Origin of the sequence: Dyadobacter sp. 32 (assembly GCF_902506755.1) — a bacterium.
Classification (GTDB): domain Bacteria; phylum Bacteroidota; class Bacteroidia; order Cytophagales; family Spirosomataceae; genus Dyadobacter.
The window spans coordinates 231,448-247,456 of the sequence record NZ_LR735258.1; the positions used below are offsets into that span (position 1 = coordinate 231,448).

14 protein-coding genes are annotated in these 16,009 nt (G+C 44.9%); 9 read left to right on the plus strand and 5 right to left on the minus strand.

Going from position 1 to position 16,009, the window contains the following annotated elements; genetic code table 11:
• Nucleotides 1–261: 261 nt before the first annotated feature.
• On the minus strand, nt 262–459 hold the full coding sequence (locus tag DYADSP32_RS00920; RefSeq protein WP_149244452.1) for a CsbD family protein: 198 nt from the start codon (nt 457–459) through the stop codon (nt 262–264).
• A 408-nt stretch (nt 460–867) separates the two neighbouring features.
• Complete coding sequence (locus DYADSP32_RS00925) at nt 868–2,142, minus strand: AGE family epimerase/isomerase (RefSeq protein ID WP_149244451.1); 1,275 nt, start codon at nt 2,140–2,142, stop codon at nt 868–870.
• A gap of 407 nt (nt 2,143–2,549) precedes the next feature.
• Here DYADSP32_RS00925 and DYADSP32_RS00930 point away from each other — a divergent pair, with 407 nt between their 5' ends.
• Nucleotides 2,550–4,274, plus strand: coding sequence for a DNA polymerase/3'-5' exonuclease PolX (locus DYADSP32_RS00930; protein ID WP_149244450.1), 1,725 nt, complete (start codon nt 2,550–2,552; stop codon nt 4,272–4,274).
• Between the two features lie 265 nt (nt 4,275–4,539).
• Here the strand turns inward: DYADSP32_RS00930 and DYADSP32_RS00935 are convergent, their stop codons facing one another.
• Nucleotides 4,540–5,460 (minus strand): hydrogen peroxide-inducible genes activator, encoded by a 921-nt coding sequence (locus DYADSP32_RS00935; protein WP_149244449.1) that lies wholly within the window; start codon nt 5,458–5,460, stop codon nt 4,540–4,542.
• A gap of 341 nt (nt 5,461–5,801) precedes the next feature.
• Between DYADSP32_RS00935 and DYADSP32_RS00940 the strand changes: the two genes are divergently transcribed.
• The 8 genes from DYADSP32_RS00940 to DYADSP32_RS00975 all read left to right on the plus strand — a co-directional run bounded on the left by DYADSP32_RS00940 (nt 5,802) and on the right by DYADSP32_RS00975 (nt 12,398).
• Nucleotides 5,802–6,164, plus strand: a complete 363-nt coding sequence (locus DYADSP32_RS00940; protein ID WP_149244448.1) for a hypothetical protein — start codon at nt 5,802–5,804, stop codon at nt 6,162–6,164.
• A gap of 86 nt (nt 6,165–6,250) precedes the next feature.
• On the plus strand, nt 6,251–6,832 hold the full coding sequence (locus DYADSP32_RS00945) for an RNA polymerase sigma-70 factor (protein WP_414617402.1): 582 nt from the start codon (nt 6,251–6,253) through the stop codon (nt 6,830–6,832).
• A gap of 9 nt (nt 6,833–6,841) precedes the next feature.
• Nucleotides 6,842–7,831, plus strand: a complete 990-nt coding sequence (locus DYADSP32_RS00950) for a FecR family protein (RefSeq protein WP_414617403.1) — start codon at nt 6,842–6,844, stop codon at nt 7,829–7,831.
• A 15-nt stretch (nt 7,832–7,846) separates the two neighbouring features.
• On the plus strand, nt 7,847–9,676 hold the full coding sequence (locus DYADSP32_RS00955; RefSeq protein ID WP_414617404.1) for a carboxypeptidase-like regulatory domain-containing protein: 1,830 nt from the start codon (nt 7,847–7,849) through the stop codon (nt 9,674–9,676).
• A gap of 204 nt (nt 9,677–9,880) precedes the next feature.
• Complete coding sequence (locus tag DYADSP32_RS00960) at nt 9,881–10,933, plus strand: hypothetical protein (protein ID WP_149244447.1); 1,053 nt, start codon at nt 9,881–9,883, stop codon at nt 10,931–10,933.
• Nucleotides 10,934–11,142: 209 nt separating this feature from the next.
• Nucleotides 11,143–11,619, plus strand: a complete 477-nt coding sequence (locus tag DYADSP32_RS00965) for a CHRD domain-containing protein (RefSeq protein WP_149244446.1) — start codon at nt 11,143–11,145, stop codon at nt 11,617–11,619.
• A gap of 126 nt (nt 11,620–11,745) precedes the next feature.
• Nucleotides 11,746–12,003, plus strand: a complete 258-nt coding sequence (locus DYADSP32_RS00970; protein WP_149244445.1) for a prevent-host-death protein — start codon at nt 11,746–11,748, stop codon at nt 12,001–12,003.
• Nucleotides 12,000–12,398: a type II toxin-antitoxin system VapC family toxin gene (locus tag DYADSP32_RS00975; protein ID WP_149244444.1), complete on the plus strand. Its 399-nt coding sequence runs from the start codon at nt 12,000–12,002 to the stop codon at nt 12,396–12,398. The genes DYADSP32_RS00970 and DYADSP32_RS00975 overlap by 4 nt, the downstream gene beginning before the upstream one ends.
• A gap of 78 nt (nt 12,399–12,476) precedes the next feature.
• On the opposite strand, the gene alaS is transcribed toward DYADSP32_RS00975, so the two are convergent.
• Both alaS and DYADSP32_RS00985 read right to left on the minus strand, forming a co-directional pair.
• Nucleotides 12,477–15,128: an alanine--tRNA ligase gene (gene alaS / locus DYADSP32_RS00980; RefSeq protein WP_149244443.1), complete on the minus strand. Its 2,652-nt coding sequence runs from the start codon at nt 15,126–15,128 to the stop codon at nt 12,477–12,479.
• A 143-nt stretch (nt 15,129–15,271) separates the two neighbouring features.
• Entirely contained in the window at nt 15,272–15,985 is a 714-nt protein-coding gene (locus DYADSP32_RS00985) for an MBL fold metallo-hydrolase (protein WP_149244442.1), read from the minus strand.
• Nucleotides 15,986–16,009 lie beyond the last annotated feature (24 nt).

A 16,009-nucleotide genomic window follows, 5' to 3' on the forward strand; every position in this document is an offset into this window, starting at 1 on the left:
ACATCAGAAATGTATGCACAACTTATTTTACGGTAAAATTAACTGGGAACCCAAACTTACCCTCCGATCTGCGTTCAAATTTTTCTCAGCCAGTTTCGTCGTTTTCAACTTTTTCATCTGCGACATTTTTGGTCAATGTGCAATAGATTTTGATAAAATACGGACGCGTTCCCAACCTGGAAAACGCGCTGTTTGACACAACAAAAAATGCCCCGGAAGCGAAAATTTCCGGGGCATTTCAATTAGTAACTTTAATATGAGCTAGTTAGTCCAGCTGTTTACTTCATTTTCTACCTCTTGTCTGGTTTTGCCAATCCTTTTCTGGATTTTTCCCAACAACTCATCTTCTTTACCTTCTTCATAAAGGAGATCATCGTCTGTAAGATCGGCATATTGTTGTTTCAACTTACCCTTAACTTCATTCCAGTTTCCCTTAACCTGATCTGTGAAAGCGCTCATAGCTTTTGAATTTTAGTGTTAGAATTTTCAGGGTTTTTAGTATCCTGAATTTGGTTAAAGAATTAAATAAATCGTACCATAAATTAACATGGAGAACGGAGTAAAGGGGAGTGTAGTGAGGTTTTTATCATTCAAATAGTTGATTGTTAGTTAGTTATTTCAGTTATTGCCTTGTCTGTGACTTCCTTTACCTGCGCATCTTATATCTGGCATCTTAACTTGTTTTGAAGTCTTTTGAGCATAATTTTCCCTCAATTGTCCAAAATATTTCCTGATTAATAGAATGAATGCGAGGTTCAATCCGGAGAGCAGCTTATTACTGCCTTACATTTAGTATGTATATAAATAGCAAAGCGGCAGCCAGAGTTGTTATCCGTACTGCCGCTTTGGTAATCCTGAAAGAGACGGTTATTGTTTCTCTTTAATTAATTTATCCATGCGAATAATGCCCTGTACCATTGCACGAACGGTGTGGTAATTTATTTTCCAGGAGTGGCTCATATGTGTCCAGATAGGATCTCCTTTTCTGCTTAGCAACGGTAGCCATTCGCCCACTTCGTGATGGATCATTTTGTCAAATACAAATCTGTGAACCGAATCGTACGCTTTGAGATACTTTTCGTCCCCATAAACACGATAAGCGTCCAGCATGCCAATCAGGACTTCGGCCTGTTGCCAGAATTCCTTTTCGCGGTCATAAACCTGGCCGGCATGTGAACCTTCGACATACACGCCGCCAAACTCCCAGTCGATACCGTTATCGACCGCGTGATTATAGGAAGCTAACAGTTGTACTTTGTACTCATCGTAAGATATGCCGGCAATGTCCAGCGCATGCATGAGCAGCCAGGCAAATTCCACATTATGTCCATAGCTGGTATTGTCTTCGGCTGCGCTTTTGAATCCATCTTCGGAAAAGCGGTCCCAGCCCCAGATAATGTCGAATTTGATCTGAGGAGCCACGGTCCAATCGGCCCAGAATTGCGGAATTCCGGTACGGAACTCTGGATGCATGATCTTGCTGACGAGCAATTCTATAATCTCAACCAGCTTACGGCGATGCACCTGTTTCCGGCTTGCTTCATAAAGTGCTGTAAATGCTTCCATCAGGTGCATGTGCGCATCAAGGGTTTTCCTGTCCCCTCCCGCAGAACCATTTCCTTTCAGCTCCCAGTTTCGATGAAACATTTCAAAGTAGCCTCCGTAATGTGTATCCGCGCCGTGTATCTGAATCAGATTAAAAACCTTTTCCGCATACTCCAGGCCACGCGGGTCACCGGTGGCAAGTGTGTACTCGGCAAGGGAATAAATGGCAAAACTATTTCCGTAAACAATTTTTTCATCGATTTTAACATTCCCCTTGCGGTCCATGAGCCAGTAGAAGCCGCCATATTCATTGTCCCACATCTTATCAATTAAAAAATCGACTCCGTGACGGGCCATTTCGGCTAACCGACCGCCACCGTACCCGGCGCGATGTGCTGCTGAAAACGTATAAATGGATCGGGTTTGTGCTATCAGGGACTTTTCATCCTCTCCCGAATCCTCCCCGGCATGGTCGAAATGGGTGATGAATCCGCCGTTTTCTTTATCAACGCACCTGCTTTCCCAAAAAGGAAGCAGTTCTTCGGTTAAATGTTGGAAAGCTTCGTCACGATACGCTTTAATCTGGTCCAGGCTCATGTAATCTTAATCTATGTTTTTAGCTATAAATGTATTTTAAATAAATCAATTTCAGGTAGTTGTCTCGCGGCATAAGTCCGAAATCGCGCGGTTTGCACTGGTTTTGCCAAACAGTACGATCTTAAATACGGCAAGATCAAGCATCTTGGCTATCAGATCGGTTTTTTTATAACTATAAATGTTTTTTTATGAAGTATTTACTTTTGGGTTTCGAATTTTTGAATTAAACGGTCGTACTCAGAGCCTTTTTATATTACACTCTGGTTCAACCTGTCGTAGGATCAATCCGTGCAGTAACGATATTCTCCGTAGGATCACAGCAGGAATACCTCGTATTTAAAGTTTTATAATCTTGTAGTTTCCATTTGTATATTCGTAATTCGCAGCATCTATTTAACCCGTTTCCCATGAGCAATCCCGAAATCGTTGAAATTCTCGAGCTTACTGCTAAATTACTGGAACTTCATGGTGCTGATCCGTTCAAAATCAAAGGCTACAGCATAGCTGCCTTTTATCTTGACAAATACAAGGACGGCGAATTAAAGGATATGTCTCAGGCTGAGCTGACTAAGCTTCAGGGGATTGGGAAAAGTACAGCCGCTAAAATAGTCGAAATCGCCCATACAGGCACCTTTGCGGAATTGGAAGAGCTACTGGCCAACACACCTCTGGGTGTCATGGAAATGTTCAACATCAAGGGCATAGGACCCAAAAAAATTGCTATACTCTGGAAAGAACTTGGGATCGACAACCTGCATGAACTGGAATTGGTCTGCCTGAATGGCGCCGTTGCCAAAGTGAAAGGACTGGGAGGGAGCATACAGCAGAAAATTCTGGATTCACTGGCATTTCTGAAAGACCAGGCGGGCAAACTAAGAATGGATAAGGCTGAGGTGGTTGCAGAGGCCATTTTGGTGGAGTTGAGAAAAACGTTTGAAAACGTTGAAGCCGCTGGCGATCTGCGGCGGAAAGCAGAAACGGTTGAAGCAATTAAAATATTGGTTAATACGGACTCCCCGGCTTTGCTCCACGCCACACTGGCGGGAATTGAGTTTTTGGTTCAGGAGGAAAAACGATCGTCGCCATTTATCTGGCGCGGGAAAGTTCAGGATATAGCTGTAGAGGTAGAAATCATTGCCGTAAAACCTGAAAGGATGGTCAATGAACTGTTTTTGGAAACTGCAGCACCCGATCATCTGGGCTATCTGACAGCATCCGGCGAAACGATATGGCGACAGGTTAACTTTGAGCCTGCGGAATCGGAGGAAGCTATTTACGACAAGGCGGGGCTCCCTTATATCGTCACCGAGATGCGGGAAGGAGCAGGAGAATTTCAATGGGCAGAAACACATCGGGCAGAAGATCTGATAACCTGGGGTGACCTGAAAGGAATTTTGCACAACCATAGCACCTATTCCGATGGGCAGCATACGCTAGAGCAAATGGCCCTGTTTTGCAGGGAACTTGGGTTCGAATACCTGGGCATTGCGGATCACTCCCAAACAGCCAGCTACGCGCAGGGGTTGAAAATTGAAGATGTGATCAGGCAGCATGAGGAGATCGAAAGGCTGAATACCCGATTCGCAAATGAAAATCCGCTTCAACCGTTTAAAATATTAAAGGGAATTGAATCCGATATTTTGGGCGATGGTTCGCTCGATTACCCTAATGAGATATTGGCAAGTTTTGATTACATCGTGGCCTCCGTGCACAGTAACCTGACGATGACCCGAGAAAAGGCAACGGCAAGGTTACTACGTGCTATCGAAAACCCTTATACGACTATCTTAGGGCACCCGACCGGACGTCTGCTCTTATCGCGCGAGGGGTATCCTATTGATCACCAGGTGATCATTGATGCCTGCGCCGCCCATAAAGTTGTGGTTGAAATCAATGCTTCTCCCTGGAGGCTGGATCTGGATTGGCGCTGGATTTCGTATTGTATGGATAAGGGCGTCATGCTGAGCATCAATCCGGACGCGCATTCTAAAGAGGGCTACTATGACATGCACTACGGGGTTGCCGTGGCCAGAAAAGGGGGGCTTACCAAGGAAATGACCTTTAATGCGTTTATGCTGGCCGATATGGAAGCCTATCTTAAAAATCGTTTGAGTAAAAGTGTTGTTATGTAACCGATTTCTTCGCTCAGTGCCTCAAACAGGGGCATTCTTAACCTCGCTTGCTTTTACTAATGACAGCCATGGACGGGATCAACGTATCTCGCCTCATCGTGTTGAGTCTGTACCAATAAAATAGTTTTACTATTCTTAAAGTGTAGTTGTAAAATAGTTTTACTATTTTTAAGGTGTACTTTAATAATAGTTAGATACTTTATTCCCGAGAAGTTTTTCCCGAACTTAAAAAGATTCAGGAAGGATTTGTTAGATAGTAAGCGGATTAAATAGGCTCTTGCACTTCCACTTCTTTAGGCATAAATTCCAGAATCCCCGTCTTCAATGCTTCAATCAACCGCGTTTTTACCTGCTCGCGGTTCACGACCAGGCATACTTCGCGGGCAGGTTCCGGGTAGCGGAAGCTGCGAATGAACTGTTTGCGGTCGGCAGTTAATTCGTTCACTGCCATTTCGGGCAGAATTGTGATCCCACCATTGCGGTCTACCATGCGCATCAAGGTTTCGATACTCCCCGAGCGGTAGTTAAAACTGCTTCCAAATTCACTATTGCGGCTCAACTCGCACAGTTTCTGTATCTGGGTCCGAAAGCAATGCCCTTCTTCGAGCAGCCACAGCTCGTTTGGCTCGATGTCGGTAGGTAGAATGTATTGTTTGTTAAAAAGTCCGGTGTCTTTCGAAACATAGGCATAGAACCGTTCCTTGTAAAGTGGCATCTCCTGAAGTGCCTGATCTTCGGAAATGGAGGCCACTATTCCCACATCAAGATTTCCAACTTTCAGGTCACTGATAATTCTTTCCGTTATCATTTCCGAAATATGCAGACGGATATCCGGATAAGCCTTAATAAATGGTTGTACAAAATGGGGCAGCAGATAAGGGGCAATCGTGGGAATGATGCCAATGCGTAATTCTCCGGAAATATCGCCATTAAAGTGTTTGGCGATTTCGTGCAGCCTGCCCGCCTCCCGGAGCACCGTTTTGGCCTGGTCTATAATCTGCCGTCCGATACCAGTAGGTACGATCGGTTGCTTTGTCCGGTCAAAAATTTTGACAGACAACTCATCTTCCAGCTTGCGTATCATCATCGAAAGGGTAGGCTGGGTGACATTACAATGCTCGGCTGCATGCACAAAATGTCGGTGATTGTCCACCGCTACTATATATTCGAGTTGTTGGATATTCATTGGAATAAAATAAATTGCAAAATAAGCTAAGTAAAGCCACTTTGCCAGGGAAATGTAGTGTTAATAATTATAAATCGCGTTTATGCAAAGATAGGATTTATAAATTTTTGTGATGATAAAAATCCCTGTAATGTTCATAACGCGTATATGGGTAGAGCCAACAGGGGAAAAACAAAGAGCTGCATGTCGATTTTCCGGCCTAACTGGACAGTAGCGGATCACTTTTTGGTTAAATTGGTATTAAAATTGCTTTCCGTGGGATTTATCCTGCAATAATTGTTGATTGAAATCGTATTTTTGATCCATTACCGAACTTATTAATCACTTCTCAAACATCTGAAATGAAAAAGCTTAAGACCTTATTGATCGCCGGATTTTTCCTGATTGCGGCAAACACATTTGCCCAGACTGCGCAACCCGCGCAAACGCCCTCTGCAAAGAAGGAGGTTAAAGCAAAACCGGCTTCGGGCGGGGTTAAAACCAAAAAAGATGGCACGCCGGATAAGCGTTATTCAGAAAATCAAAAGTTAAAAGCCGATGGTACGCCGGACAAGCGGTACTCTGAAAACAAAAAGTTAAAAGCGGACGGTACCCCCGACAAGCGTTACAGTGAAAACAAAAACCTGAAGAAGGATGGCACACCCGACAAACGGTACAAAACTGCCAAAGCGGATACCGTGAAAGCTGCGAAAAAGAAAAAGTAATTTTTCGAATGAAAAAATTAGGGTAAGCGCCTGACTTGTTGTCATCCTGATGAACAACGAAGCCAGGCGCTTACTTTTGCAATTACATGAACCGGTTTGTAATGAACGCAGTGGATACCGAAGGACCTTATTTGAACAAAGACAGAGAAGAAGAATTTGAGGTTGTATTTAAAAAACACTTTAAAAATCTTCACGCTTATGCCTGCAACATCGTGCGCGATGATGTGATGGCTGAGGAAATGGTGCAGAATGTTTTCTGTCGGCTATGGGAAAAAAGTGACCAAATCGAAATACGGGAATCGGTAAGCGGGTACTTGTATCGTTCGGTTTATCATGAAAGCCTTAATTATCTCAAACATTTGAAAGTACGTGACGCTTATCAAACCTATGCAGTAAATCAAATGGAGAATACCAATAACACTTCACACAATCTGGAATTGAAAGAGCTCGAACAACGACTGGAAGTCGCGCTCAGAGAGCTTCCTGAAAGATGCCGGACGATATTTCAGATGAGCCGGTTTGAGGAACTCAAGTATCAGGAAATTGCAGAAAAACTCGAACTTCCGCTTAAAACGGTTGAGAATCAAATGGGTAAAGCGTTACGCTTGTTGCGTATGAAGCTGGTTGACTTTTTGCCAGCATCTTTTTTGTTATTTTTTTTAAGCTAATCAATCAGAATGATCGTGAATACAGACGCGAATGACATAATGGATGATCTTCTGGTGAAATGTATGCTGGGAGAAGCCACGGAGGCAGAACGCCGGCAGGTAGATATCTGGGTGAAGGATAAGAAAGAAAACGCCAGATATTATGAACATTTCAGGCTGATCTGGACACAAAGCCGGGAGCTTGCGGCGCACAGTAAGGTGAATGAAGAGGATGCCTGGGTGCGTTTCAAAGCAAGAACGTCCAGGGAAACACCTGTGATCGAGCTCAAAACCAATACCTGGAACGCATGGATCCGGATCGCGGCCTCGGTGCTGGTGCTGGCCGGGGTGGCCTGGCTTGTATATTTTTCCACTTTGAAAAATAGCTCTACGGAGTTGGTTGTATTAAAATCGGGTATGGTGGCCCTGATCGATACGCTTCCTGATGGCTCCGTGGTAACACTCAACCGTCGGTCTTCAATATCTTACCCGGAGGGATTTGGTCATGAGGATACCCGTAAGATAACACTGACAGGAGAGGCTTTTTTTGACGTGCAGCCCGACAAGTCGAAGCCTTTTGTGATTTCTGTAAATGACGTTACCGTCACTGTTGTGGGTACGTCGTTTAATGTGAAAAGCAACACAAAGCAAACGGAGGTGATTGTGGAAACAGGGCTGGTGCAGGTGGCAAAGAATGACCAGAAAATTAAAGTAAGCCCAAAAGAAAGAGTGACGGTGCAGGAGGGAGACAAGGCCCTGGTAAAAGAGAAAAGTACAGATGAGTTCTATAAATATTATCGAACCAAAACATTTGTATGCGACGACATGCCCTTATCCGAACTTGTAGAAAAACTGAATGAGATTTATGGGGCCCGCATTGTTATTGGTAATAAAAAACTGGAAAAATTAAGAATCAACACAACCTTTGAGCAGAAATCCCTGTCTACCGATCTGCATGTGATCGGACAAACATTCGACATTGAGGTGACTTATCCGGGAGACTCCATTGTGTTGAAATAGATCTTAACTTTCGGGATGAATTATAGTACCCATTTTTTCGAAAAAAATATGCTACTGGTCTTCCTTTTGATGGCCGGTAGCATTTCATTTTGCCCTGCTCAAAAATTACTCAACAAGCCCATAAGCATCACTGCCAACAGGCAATCCGTCTCGCTTGTTTTGCAGACCATCAGTAAGCAGGCCGGATTTTATTTTTCGTACAACAGTAGTGCAATTCCCGGCGACAGCATTGTCTCCATCCAATACATCAATCAGCCGCTTAGGGTAGTCCTCAATGGACTGCTGGCTGGAAATTATCTGTACAAGGAGACAGGAGATTACATTATTTTACAAAAAGCCCCTACGGAGAAGTTCTCTTATATTAGCGGTAGTGTGATCGATGACGAAACCGGAAAGCCGGTTGATTATGCCAGCGTTTATTCGAAATTATCGCTGGTTTCTGTATTGACCGAAGACAATGGCTCCTTTCGTTTAAGACTGCGCGAGCATGCCTATCCATACACTTTAAATATTAGTAAAATAGGATATGCCGACACCCTCATTGTTGTCCACTCAGAAAAGGAAGGCGCGATAAACATAGGTCTCATTCCCCGGGCCATTGATCTGGATGAGGTACAGGTATACAATTCGGGAGGCGATCGTACCTGGCTGGCCCGTCTTTTTGTTTCTTCGCGTCTCAGAGCTCAAAGCAGGAATATCGGTCAATTTTTTGTTGCGTTACCATTTCAGGCATCACTCACGCCCGGATTGGGAACACACGGACGCATGAGCGCCCAGGTTGTAAACAAGTTCTCTCTGAATCTCCTGGGCGGATACACTGCCGGTGTTAATGGACTTGAATTGGCCGGGATTTTTAACATTTCCAAGCATGATGTGCGGTGGGCGCAGGCGGCAGGTGTTTTCAACGTGGTTTCCGGGCAAGTAAACGGGGTACAGATCGCCGGGCTCCATAACCATGTAATCGACTCCTTGGAGGGTGTTCAGGCGGCAGGATTTGGAAATATTGTTAATGAAAGTGTAAAAGGTGTGCAACTGGCAGGTTTCTTCAACAAAGCAAAAAAAGACTTCCGTGGAATTCAGATAGGGGGTGCCGTAAATTTGGCCGGAGTCGTATCCGCAGGCGTGCAGCTTGGAGGTGTACTCAATGTAGATCAGTATCGATTTAAAGGCGTGCAAATAGCGGGTGCGGTTAACTGGGTTGCTGAACGTACCTCTGGCATACAGATAGCCGGTGTGGCTAATATAGGTAAAGGTGAGGTAAAGGGACTTCAGATGGGAACGATTAATTATGCCCGGCACCTGAAAGGCATCCAGATCGGCGTAATTAACATAGCGGATAGCTCATCGGGATATAGCATCGGGATTTTCAATATCATCAAACATGGAAAGGGTTCTGTTTCTGTATTTGCCAATGAAGTTGTTCCCTTGAATGTTGCCTGGAAAACAGGTAATAGGAAGATGTACAGCATTCTAACCATCGGTTCTGCCGTGGAGCCGGGACGCAAGGCCTACACTTTTGGCCTGGGCGTAGGCAAAGACTTCCGCCTGAATAAAAGTGTGACTTTGGCGGGAGAACTTACAAGCAATACGGTTTATACGGGCAGTTGGGAAAATGCGGCAGGAATTTATCGTCTACAGTCGTTACTCGACCTTCGTTTAGGTAAAAGGGTTACCTTATCCGCAGGACCGTCTGTTGCCATTCTTCAGGATAAGCAGACAGACTCAATGGCGGGTTATCGTCAATATCCTCCCAAAACGTATGCCAATTTCAACATCGGAAAATCGGCGGCTGGCTGGCTCGGCTGGCAGGCGGGTTTGTCTTGGAATTATGGCCGGACGCTGTGAATGTAAGTGAGAAGTGAAATGTAAAAAGTGAGATGGCTGTTGGTGAAAAATTCAAAAAAATAAAAATTCTCTATTTAAAAGTTAGGGTAAAGCCCAGGCAGCTTGTCGGTACTCCGCATACAGAGCAATCCGACTGATTGTAGGCCTGCAAGACTTTGGATTGTCTGCTATGTGTTTGATTCAAAAAATAAAAATACTAGCAAAATGAAAAAGTCATCAGAAATTTTATCGCGGATTTTCTTCGCAACTATATTCTTCGGAGCGATTGCATTTTCTTCTTTTGGGCAATCCGACTCCATCCGTCCGATTCATGTTGGTCTTGTGTATCCGATCAGTTCCAATGGGTTGAGCGCTGCAAATTATACCAACCGTTTTTCCTTGCATACCATCGCAGGCATCTCCAAAAATGAAATGGGAGCAGCCATTGCAGGCACAGCAAATATTGTGAAGCAAAATGCAAGTGGTGCGCTGATAGCCGGGGCAGTAAATATTGTAGGCAATAATGCAAAAGGCTGGCAAGTGGCAGGCGTTTCCAACGTCATCAAAAATAATGCGAACGGATGGCAGCTTGCTGGCGTTATGAACCTCGCCGGCTCTTCTCACGGTGTCCAAATTGCCGGTGTGGGTAACATGACTGCCGGGAATGCCAAAGGACTTCAGGTGGCTGGGGTTATAAATAAAAGCCGGAACACCAACGGACAGATTGCCGGTGTCATCAATATCGCTAAAAATGTCAGAGGCATCCAGCTCGCTGGTCTGATCAACATAGCCGACAGCAGCGACTATCCGATTGGATTATTCAATTTCATCAAGAGTGGGGAGAAGTCGATCAGTGTTACGATTGATGAAACCATGACTGGAATGACGTCATTTCGCTCAGGTGGCAAGGTGTTGTATGGAATCGTAGGTATTGGTTACAACTTAAAAGAGACTAACAGGTCACTGTATGCTGCTGAGGCGGGTATGGGTGCTCATATTCCCATTCGATCCAACCTGCGCGTTAATCTGGAAGCCGTGAACCTGACATTGTCTGACTTCAAAAAGGGGACTTACATGAAGAGTTCTTTGCGAATTTTGCCTGCGTACCGGATTTCCGACCGATTTGTGGTATTTGCCGGACCCACGATCAATTATGTGAATTACACCAAAGAAAGTGGTAAAGGTTTGGTGGACCGATATCTGTGGAGCAAGCTTCGTCAGGACGATTTTCAAGGCCTGTTTCTTGGATTTAGCGGTGGCATCCAGGTGATGTTATAAATGCCGGTGATTCGAAAAAGTCAAATTTTCAGATCATAAACGCCAGAGTGGCGAATTAATCGGCAGAAGGGGGGCAGGAATACACAGTTAATTAACGGGTCCGTTTTACTATTCTTTCATTACATGCCACCAGAGCACTTTTGTTACTGGTGGTATTGTTTTTTGACACGCCTCCTTGTTAAACCAATTATTTACGAAACACAAAAGTTATGAGGAAATTGGCATTTATGGGCGTATTTGTGCTAGCAATAGCGGTAGGTTGTAAGGATGATGAAGAAGGAACAACAACACCCATCCCATTACCGGAGTTAAAAGTAACGACTGCACTTTCAGGTGAAAATGAAGTTCCCAAAAACGGCTCCCTGGTTAGTGGAAGTGTGGATGGCACGTTGGACCAGGAAACGAGAATAATGAAGTTAAATATAATGTATAGTGACTCACTGGATTCCACGTACGCGGATACGGCGTTTATTCCAACAGGATGGCATATTCATAAGGCGGCGGTTGACTCCACTGGACCCGTTGTGATCAACTTCGGTACAAACTTTGCCTCTCCACTGGCATTTGTAGATACGCTTACAGCTGAGCAGGTTGCTGATTTGAAAGCGGGATTGTATTATGTGAATATTCATTCTAAAAAATATCTAAATGGAGAAATTCGGGGTCAATTGAAGACGGCTGAATAATTCCTGACACCCGGTACACACACTTGATTTCTGGAAGAGCGGCGCCTGTAACGGTTCCGCTCTTTTGTGTTCTTGACAACTTGTCAAGAACTTTGTATATTCGTTAAAATTAATTATTCTCAGAATATGAAAACGATGTCGGTAGGTGAATTTAAGGCTAAGTTCTCGGACGTCATTGCACAGGTAAAAGCAGGTGAAGAAATTGCCGTAACATTTGGGAAAAAGAAGGAGATCATCGGGTATTTTAAACCAGAGCATTCGAGAGCCAAGAGGGATAGGGTTGAGCGTCCTTTGGGTCCGCTCAAACATCTTGGCTATTACATGGCAGAAGACTTTTGTGAAACAACGGAGGAAGAGTTTTCAATAATCGATTCGTCATTATGAAATATCTACTGGACACACATGTGTTACTGTGGTATTTGTTTGAGGAGGAGAAATTGTCCGATGCAGTGGCGGATTTGCTTAGGGATGCAGAGGTAGAGATCAATATAAGCGCAGTGACCTTTTGGGAGATATCTGTAAAGCATGCTATCGGAAAATTGAACCTAAAATCGATCACTCCCACACAGCTTCCCGAGCGATGTGCCTCTTATGGTTTTAAAATCATCTCAGTGACAGCTACGGAAGCGGCTTCGTATTTCCAATTGACATCATCGCATCACAAAGATCCATTTGATCGAATGCTTGTTTGGCAGGCTATTAGCAACAATTTTACTTTAATCAGTAACGATGGAAACATGCCTCCGTATAAACCGGATGGACTAAAACTATTATGGTGACCTATTCAAAGGTGGTATTATAAACTAAAAAGAGCTTTCGGACGAGGACAGCTCTTTTTAGTTTTACAATGAATTTTTTTAAAACAGTTCCTTAGCCTTGGCTAGCGCAGTCTCCAATCCGGATGCATCCGAGCCGCCCGCAGTTGCGAAGAAGGCCTGTCCGCCGCCGCCGCCGCGAATTTCCTTGGCCAGCTCTTTCACGATCTTACCCGCGTTCAAGCCTGTTTCTTGTACAATGTTATCGGCAATGTAAACCGATAGCTGAGGTTTGCCTGCAATGTCTGCGCCTAAAACAGCAATCAGATTTTCTACCTGATCTTTCAATTCATAGGACAATTGTTTCAGCGCATCGGCATGTGGTACTTCCACTTTTGCAATTATCAAGCTGAAGGTGGAATGTTTTTCAGCCTTGCTGATCAAATCGGCCTTCAACACCTGCACTTTTTCATTTTCAAGGGCAGTTACACGTTTTTGCAATATACTACGTTCGTCAATCAGTGTCTCGATCGCCTTCACCAGATCCGTCGGACTTTTCAAAAGGTCTTTCAGCTTGTTGAGGGTTTCTTCCTGCTGGCGCATGATTTCCAGGGCTTTCTCACCGGTAACTGCCTCCACACGCCGGACACCCGCCGAGACAGAGCCTTCAGAAATGAATTTAAAAACACCAATTTCGCCTGTTGACGGAATATGTGTGCCACCGCAGAGCTCGAGTGAGAAGGCGGGGTCAAATATGACCACGCGTACGAAATCGCCGTATTTCTCGCCAAAAGTGGCGGTCGCCCCCATCTGTATCGCCTCCTGAATGGGTACATTACTCAGGACGTTTAACGAAATGTTTTCACGTATTTTTTCATTCACCCGATCTTCTATTTTACGCAATTCCTCCGACGTTACTTTAGCAAAGTGGGAGAAGTCAAAACGAAGCACTTCGTCGTTCAGGAATGAGCCCTTTTGTCCGATATGCGACCCCAAAACCTCCCGCATGGATGAGAGCATGAGGTGCGTGGCGGAATGGTTTGCCTTTATTTTATTTCTTCTGTTTTCGTCAATCCGGGCCACCACGATGCCAGCCGATTTCAGGGAGTCGTCCAGATTCTTGTCCGCTGAAATATGAACAAATAAATCATTCTCTTTCTTGGTATCTATAATATTGATCTTTTTCGTTTCTCCGTCAACCGACCAGTAGAGCGCACCCGTATCACCTACCTGCCCACCCATTTCCGCGTAAAATGGTGTACGGTCGAGCACAATGTGATATTCTTCGCCTGTTTTTGTTTTTACTTTTCTGTATTTGACAATATGACTGTGTGTTTCTGTAAAATCATAACCCAGAAACTCAACGCCGTCCGCTTCGCGCAATTCCACCCAGTCTGTTGCTTCTTTGGCGGCATCTTGTCGGGAGCGTTTCTTCTGTTCGGCCAGAGCCTCCTGAAAGCCGGTCTCATCAATTCGCAAGCCTTTTTCTCGTGCAATCAGTGCAGTAAGGTCCACGGGAAAGCCAAAGGTATCGCTCAACTCAAATACTTCTGCGCCGGCAATGGTATTGATTCCTTTTTCTTTCAGGGAAGTAGTGATCACGTCCAGTCGTTTAAGGCCTGACTCCAGAGTACGTAGGAAACTTTTCTCTTCTTCCAGAATGACCTTCGTTACAAACTCTTCCTGCGCGCGCAGTTCTGCAAATACATCTTTGAACTGCTCGGCCAAAACCGGTACCAGTTTATGGAAAAATGGCTCTTGGAGGCCAAGGTATGAATACCCGTAACGCACTGCCCGGCGAAGTATACGACGGATTACATAGCCTGCCTTCACATTGGAGGGGAGCTGCCCGTCGGTAATGGCAAAGGACACCGCACGAATATGATCCGCTATCACCCGCATGGCAATATCTGCAAAGGGCTCCTGATTAGCTCCGTAGGTTTTGCCCGACAGTTTTTCAAGTACCTGAATTGTGTTTTGAAAAACATCCGTGTCGTAATTGGATGTCTTGTTTTGAACAGCCATGCAAAGCCTTTCAAAACCCATTCCCGTATCCACATGTGTAGCGGGAAGGGGAATCAGCGAGCTGTCGGCTTTTCTTTCAAACTGCATGAACACCAGATTCCAGATCTCAACCACCTGCGGGTGGTCATTGTTGACGAGAGATTTACCGGAAATCAGATCAACATCGGCCTGCGGACGCAGATCTATGTGTATCTCCGAGCAAGGGCCACATGGTCCTGTATCGCCCATTTCCCAGAAATTGTCTTTTTTATTACCCAAAATGATCCGGTCCTCACCCACGATCGGCTTCCAAAGATCCCATGCTTCCTGGTCAAAGGGAACGCCATCTTTTGCATCGCCCTCAAAAACCGAAACATAAAGACGTTCTTTGGGTAATTTGTACACCTCCGTCAGTAGCTCCCAGGCCCAGGTGATCGCCTCTTTTTTGAAATAATCACCAAACGACCAGTTGCCCAGCATCTCAAACATGGTGTGGTGATAGGTATCAAAACCCACATCTTCCAGATCATTGTGCTTACCGGATACACGGAGGCATTTCTGGGTGTCGGCAATACGTTTGGACGGAGGTGTGCCGTTTCCAAGAAAAAAATCTTTAAACTGGGCCATGCCTGAGTTGTTAAACATCAGGGTAGGGTCATTTTTGGCGACAAGCGGAGCCGAAGGAACAATGAGATGTTGTTTACTACGGAAAAAATCCAGAAAAGCCTGTCGTATCTGATGCGAAGTCATATATTTTTGTTTGCGGTATTTCGTTTTCAGGCCCGGTTTTTAAGGAATCGGGTCTGACTAAATTTTGCGCAAAGGTAATGAAAATTCGCGGTGCTGTTTTTAGGTTGGAGCCCGGGTTTTTACAACAAACGGTAATAAAAGGGTCATCTCCATTGCATTAATGCGGCGTTGAGCGCTTCTTCCACCCGTCGGCGCGGTTTGTGAAAGTATATAAGCCCATGGCCGGGCAGCATTACATCGCTGTCCACCTTGGCGAACTTGCGTAGTGATTCCATATAAATTTTTTTGTCGAAATCGATGGAACCACCCCAGCCAAAATCTCCCCCCAGTAAAGTGCCGATCAGATCACCGCTCACGACCAGGCTCTTACCATCCCACTGAAAGGCGTAAGCCGTACATCCCATACTATGTCCCGGCACGTGAATGACTTCTATATCCAGGCCCAGGATATTTATTTTTTCGCCGTCCGTCACAATTTGATCCACTTCAAAAGGCGTGAAGATTTTATGGTAAAGATATCCGCAGCAACGTTCGTCACCGGCTGCCACGGAGGCGGCCGTTTCCGCTATGGAAATAAATTTCACCCCCCTTTTTTTGAGTATATGCCCTGCCCCGGCATGATCATAATGGGCATGTGTGAGTATGCAGTATTTAATGTGGTCAGGATCAAGACCCCAGTAGGCCATATTTCTGAAAATCTGATCAAGGGTGTCACCACAGCCGCAGTCGAACAGGATGAGGCCATCGGGCATTTTGAGAATGTAACTGTTACCATCGTTCCAAAGCGCTCCCTGCTGATCAAATGTAATGCCATTGAGATCACCACCTACTTGGAAAAGATTTTTGAGAACTTGCATCGGAGTCGTATTTGCGGTTTAAAT

Excerpts from the sequence above, each read along its gene's own strand:
- DYADSP32_RS00940 (WP_149244448.1), top strand. The coding sequence starts at position 5,802 with ATGAAAAAGCTTAAGACCTTATTGATCGCCGGATTTTTCCTGATTGCG.
- DYADSP32_RS00935 (WP_149244449.1), bottom strand. The coding sequence starts at position 5,460 with ATGAATATCCAACAACTCGAATATATAGTAGCGGTGGACAATCACCGA.
- DYADSP32_RS00950 (WP_414617403.1), top strand. The coding sequence starts at position 6,842 with ATGATCGTGAATACAGACGCGAATGACATAATGGATGATCTTCTGGTG.
- DYADSP32_RS00930 (WP_149244450.1), top strand. The coding sequence starts at position 2,550 with ATGAGCAATCCCGAAATCGTTGAAATTCTCGAGCTTACTGCTAAATTA.
- DYADSP32_RS00985 (WP_149244442.1), bottom strand. The coding sequence starts at position 15,985 with ATGCAAGTTCTCAAAAATCTTTTCCAAGTAGGTGGTGATCTCAATGGC.
- DYADSP32_RS00945 (WP_414617402.1), top strand. The coding sequence starts at position 6,251 with ATGAACCGGTTTGTAATGAACGCAGTGGATACCGAAGGACCTTATTTG.
- DYADSP32_RS00965 (WP_149244446.1), top strand. The coding sequence starts at position 11,143 with ATGAGGAAATTGGCATTTATGGGCGTATTTGTGCTAGCAATAGCGGTA.
- DYADSP32_RS00920 (WP_149244452.1), bottom strand. The coding sequence starts at position 459 with ATGAGCGCTTTCACAGATCAGGTTAAGGGAAACTGGAATGAAGTTAAG.
- DYADSP32_RS00955 (WP_414617404.1), top strand. The coding sequence starts at position 7,847 with ATGAATTATAGTACCCATTTTTTCGAAAAAAATATGCTACTGGTCTTC.
- alaS (WP_149244443.1), bottom strand. The coding sequence starts at position 15,128 with ATGACTTCGCATCAGATACGACAGGCTTTTCTGGATTTTTTCCGTAGT.
- DYADSP32_RS00960 (WP_149244447.1), top strand. The coding sequence starts at position 9,881 with ATGAAAAAGTCATCAGAAATTTTATCGCGGATTTTCTTCGCAACTATA.
- DYADSP32_RS00925 (WP_149244451.1), bottom strand. The coding sequence starts at position 2,142 with ATGAGCCTGGACCAGATTAAAGCGTATCGTGACGAAGCTTTCCAACAT.
- DYADSP32_RS00975 (WP_149244444.1), top strand. The coding sequence starts at position 12,000 with ATGAAATATCTACTGGACACACATGTGTTACTGTGGTATTTGTTTGAG.
- DYADSP32_RS00970 (WP_149244445.1), top strand. The coding sequence starts at position 11,746 with ATGAAAACGATGTCGGTAGGTGAATTTAAGGCTAAGTTCTCGGACGTC.